Source organism: Mesorhizobium sp. M7A.F.Ca.CA.004.06.1.1, from assembly GCF_003999135.1.
Taxonomy (GTDB): Bacteria; Pseudomonadota; Alphaproteobacteria; order Rhizobiales; family Rhizobiaceae; genus Mesorhizobium.
In genome coordinates this window covers 1-4,067 of the sequence record NZ_RZPQ01000545.1, presented here as the reverse complement: position 1 = coordinate 4,067, position 4,067 = coordinate 1, and the positions used below count along the sequence as shown (strand labels likewise).

General features: G+C 64.5%; 3 protein-coding genes. 1 reads left to right on the top strand and 2 read right to left on the bottom strand.

From position 1 onward, the window contains the following. Window positions 1-1,104 (bottom strand): peptide chain release factor 3 (locus EN906_RS25410; RefSeq protein ID WP_127375462.1); only part of this gene is annotated, 1,104 nt, incomplete at its 3' end. 236 nt (window positions 1,105-1,340) lie between these two features. On the opposite strand from EN906_RS25410, the gene EN906_RS25405 reads away from it, so the two are divergent. Beyond that, window positions 1,341-2,414 (top strand): FAD-binding oxidoreductase, encoded by a 1,074-nt coding sequence (locus tag EN906_RS25405; RefSeq protein ID WP_127266622.1) that lies wholly within the window; start codon window positions 1,341-1,343, stop codon window positions 2,412-2,414. Here EN906_RS25405 and EN906_RS25400 read toward each other — a convergent pair. Continuing rightward, window positions 2,408-3,781, bottom strand: a complete 1,374-nt coding sequence (locus tag EN906_RS25400; protein WP_127266623.1) for an amidase — start codon at window positions 3,779-3,781, stop codon at window positions 2,408-2,410. The genes EN906_RS25405 and EN906_RS25400 overlap by 7 nt on opposite strands. Between the last annotated feature and the right edge of the window lie 286 nt (window positions 3,782-4,067).

Sequence of the window (4,067 nt, the reverse complement as noted above, 5' to 3'; positions counted from 1 at the left end):
GCGCAGCGTGCCATGGTTGGGGATGCCGACGACATCACCGGCAAAAGCCTCGTCAGCGGTAACGCGGGTCCGGGCAAAGAAGAACTGCGGCGCCGACAACGACATCGGTTTTCCGGTGCGCACCAGCTTGGCCTTCATGCCGCGCTCGAGCTTACCCGAACAGACGCGGACGAAGGCAATGCGGTCGCGGTGATTGGGATCCATGTTGGCCTGGATCTTGAAGACGAAGGACGTCATCTTCTCTTCGGTCGCCTCGACCTTGCGGGTGTCCGCCTCCTGCGCGCGCGGCGGCGGTCCAAAAGCGCCGAGTGCCTCGATCAGGTCGCGCACGCCATAATTGCGCAGCGCCGAACCGAAATAGACCGGCGTCAGATGGCCCTCGCGGAAGGCTTCTATATCAAGGGGTCTGCACGCTTCTCGCGCGAGCTCCAGTTCCTCGATGAAGGCTTCGCGCTCGTTTTCCGGCAGCAGGCCGGCGACGCGGTTGGAATCGGGACCGTTGACCGGCGTGCGTTCTTTCTCCGCGTCGCCCCCGCGCACGGCATTCAGCGCCAGATGATAGGTGCCGGCAAAATTCTTGCCGCGGCCGATCGGCCAGGTGACGGGGGCAGTATCCAGCGCCAGCTTCTGTTCGATCTCGTCCAAAATCTCGAACGGATCGCGGCTTTCGCGGTCCATCTTGTTGATGAAGGTGATGATCGGAATGTCGCGCAGCCGGCAGACTTCGAACAGTTTCAGTGTGCGCGGCTCGATGCCCTTGGCGGCATCGATGACCATGACCGCCGAGTCGACCGCCGACAGCGTGCGGTAGGTGTCGTCGGCGAAATCCTCGTGGCCGGGCGTGTCGAGCAGGTTGAAGACATTGTCCTCATACTCGAAGGTCATCACCGAGGTGACGACCGAGATGCCGCGCTCGCGCTCGATCTTCATCCAGTCGGACCGCGTCTGGATCTTGTCCTTCTTGGCCTTGACCTCGCCGGCGAGCTGGATGGCGCCGCCGAACAGCAGCAGCTTTTCGGTGAGCGTCGTCTTGCCGGCGTCCGGGTGCGCGATGATCGCGAAGGTGCGGCGGCGTGCCACTTCTTCTTCTATTGCTTCGGGCATTCTCTGGGATTTCCGTGTGACAGGCCGGGCTTCTAGCAGCGCAGTGCCGGCCTGTCGACCGGTCCGGCGGCTCGGGCGCTGCTGATCGCCGCCTCACCGTCAGAGCATACAGCTCAGTCGTGCTGTGGCTCCGGCCAGTGCATTGCCGCATATTTTACGCTGCGCGATGTTGGCAAGCGGCTGCCGGGATGGCACTGGATGAACATCCCTCCGGATGACGAGGCAGAGGAGCAAGCATGACTGCGGCGAAACAAGTAATCGTCATCGGCGCCGGCATCATCGGTGCCTCCACCGCCTGGCATCTGAGCAGAGCGGGTGCGCAAGTGACGGTGATTGCCGACAGTGCTGCCGGTGGGGTGGCGACGCCAAATTCGTTCGCCTGGATCAACGCCAGCTGGGGCAATCCGGAGCCCTATTTCCGGCTGCGCACCCGCGCCATGGCCGAATGGTCGCGGCTGGCGCAGGACCTGCCCGACCTGCCGCTGAGCTGGTGCGGCGGCCTGTGCTGGGACTTACCGGCGGCCGACATGGAAACCTACGCCACGGAACATTCCGCCTGGGGCTATGGCATCAGCCAAGTCGACCGCGCCGGTGCAGCGCGCATCGAGCCCAATCTCACCGAGCTTCCGGATTTTGCCCTGCATGTTGCCGAAGAAGGTGTCGCAGAGCCCGTGGCCGCCGTCCGTGCCCTATTGGCAGACGCGAAGCGACATGGCGCGAAGACCATCTCCAGCACGGTGACGGCCCTGGTCCAGACCGGCGGCAGGATCACCGGTGTCGACACATCGCATGGCCTGATTGCATCGGACGAGGTGGTGGTCGCGGCCGGCGTTGGCTCGCCGGAGATCGCCGCGACCGCCGGGATCAACCTGCCGATCGAAACGCCGCCCGGCCTGATCGTCCATTCGCGACCGCACGAAAAGCTGCTCAACGGGCTGGTGCTGGCCGAGCGGCTGCACATGCGCCAGACGGCGGAAGGCCGCATCATCGCCGGCTCGGATTTTGGCGGAGCCGATCCGGGCATGGATGCCGAAGCCACCGCCCACGCCCTGTTTGCGGCCATGAAGGCCATGCTGCGCGACAGCGATGGGTTGGAACTCGATTTCCACACGGTCGGCTACCGGCCGACGCCGATCGACGGCTTTCCGATCATTGGCCGCGCCGAGGGCTTGGACGGTGTCTATGTCGCCGTCATGCATTCCGGCATCACGTTGGCGCCGGCCATCGGCCTGTTCGCCGCTCGGGAAATCCTCGACGGCGAGCGCGACCCCTTACTTGCCCCTTATGGATTGTCGCGTTTCGCTCAATAGGCGGGCGGACGCCGAAAGCCGCCGGTCAGTGGTTCGATTGCCCTGGCGATGCCGAGCAGCTGTGACTCCGACCAGCGTTTGCCGACCAGTTGCAAGCCGATCGGCAAGCCCTCGCTGCCCTGTCCGCATGGGATGGAAAGCGCCGGATGGCCGCTGTAGTTGAAGACGGCGCCATAGGCCGGCAGCATCCAGTAGCTCTGCTCCTTGCCGTCGACCGTGATCGGCGTGCCCGGCTCGCAATGCGGGAAGGCGGAAGTCATGGCGACCGGGCAGAGCAGCGCGTCATGGTTTTCGAAAAACCGGTCCCAGGCGAGAATGGACCTGTCGCGGCGGGCGAGTGCCTCGAACCAGCGCGAGACCGGTGTCGGCTCCTCCGGCGACTCCGGCTGCGCGGCCTCCAGCATCATGCCGATCAGCGCGCCGCCCTGCTCCAGATCGTGGTGCAGATCGAGTTTCGGCAGTTTTGCCTCCTCAACGAGGGCACCGGCCGATTGCAGCTGCCTTGCGAGGTTTTCGACTGCGGCGCTGATGTCGCCGGCCACCGGAAAGCCGGGAAAGGACGGCGCGAAGGCGATGCGCAATGTCCTAGGGTCGAGCTTCGGCATATCCTGGACCGGCACCGGAGCAAGATCGGTGTCGCTTCCATCCGGGCCGGCGATGATTTGATAAATCAGCGCCAAATCTTGCACGCTGCGCGCCAACGGCCCGAGGCAGGACATCAGCCGCACGCTGCGCGCGGCACCGCCGGGATCGGGGAAGGCACCGGCCAGCGAGACACGATGCTCCGTCGGCTTCAAGCCATAAACACCGCAAAAGGCGGCCGGCAGCCGGATCGAATCCTGCATGTCTGTGCCCACGTCGAACGGCGTCATCCCCAAGCAAATTGCCGCTGCCGCGCCTCCGCTGGAGCCTCCCGCCGTGCGCTGGAGATTCCATGGATTGTTGGTGCGGCCGAACAGCGGGTTGTTCGATTGCCAGTCCGAAAGCATGGCCGCGACATTGGTCTTGGCCATCAGCACGCCGCCGGCCGCTTTCAGTCTGATGACGACCGGGCTGTCCTGCTTGGCGACATAGTCGGCAAAGGGCGGGAAGCCGACCGTGGTCCTTATGCCTGACGTTTCGTGCATGTCTTTCAGCGTGAACGGCACGCCATGCAGAGGTCCGGGTGCGGCGCCGCGCGCCTGGGCAGCGTCCGCCTTCTTGGCACGCTCGCGGGCGCCTTCCCTGTCGAGCGAGATGACGGCATTCACCGCATGGTTGTGCGCATCGATTTGCGCCAGATAGGCGTCGAGTGCTTCCACGGCGGAGATTTTGCGCTTGGCGATGGCTGCAGCGAGATCGACGGTTGAGGAGAAGACGATGTCCATGAGGAATGCTCCGGCTTGGCCGCGCGTGCCTGACCAATTGGCGGAACGCGGCGCGATTTCAAGCGGAGTTGAGCATTCGGTATTCGCTAGTGCTTGATCGAAGTTGTGCTGCCGATGTCGGCACTCTACGGCGCCCCCCTCTGGCCTGCCGGCCTCTCCCCCTCAAGTGGGGAGATTGGATAGCGTCACGGCTTTCGCCAATCTTCAACGTTGCAAGAACGCGCGGTCGGCGAAGCTGCCAATCTCCCCACTTGAGGGGGAGATGTCCGGCAGGACAGAGGGGGGC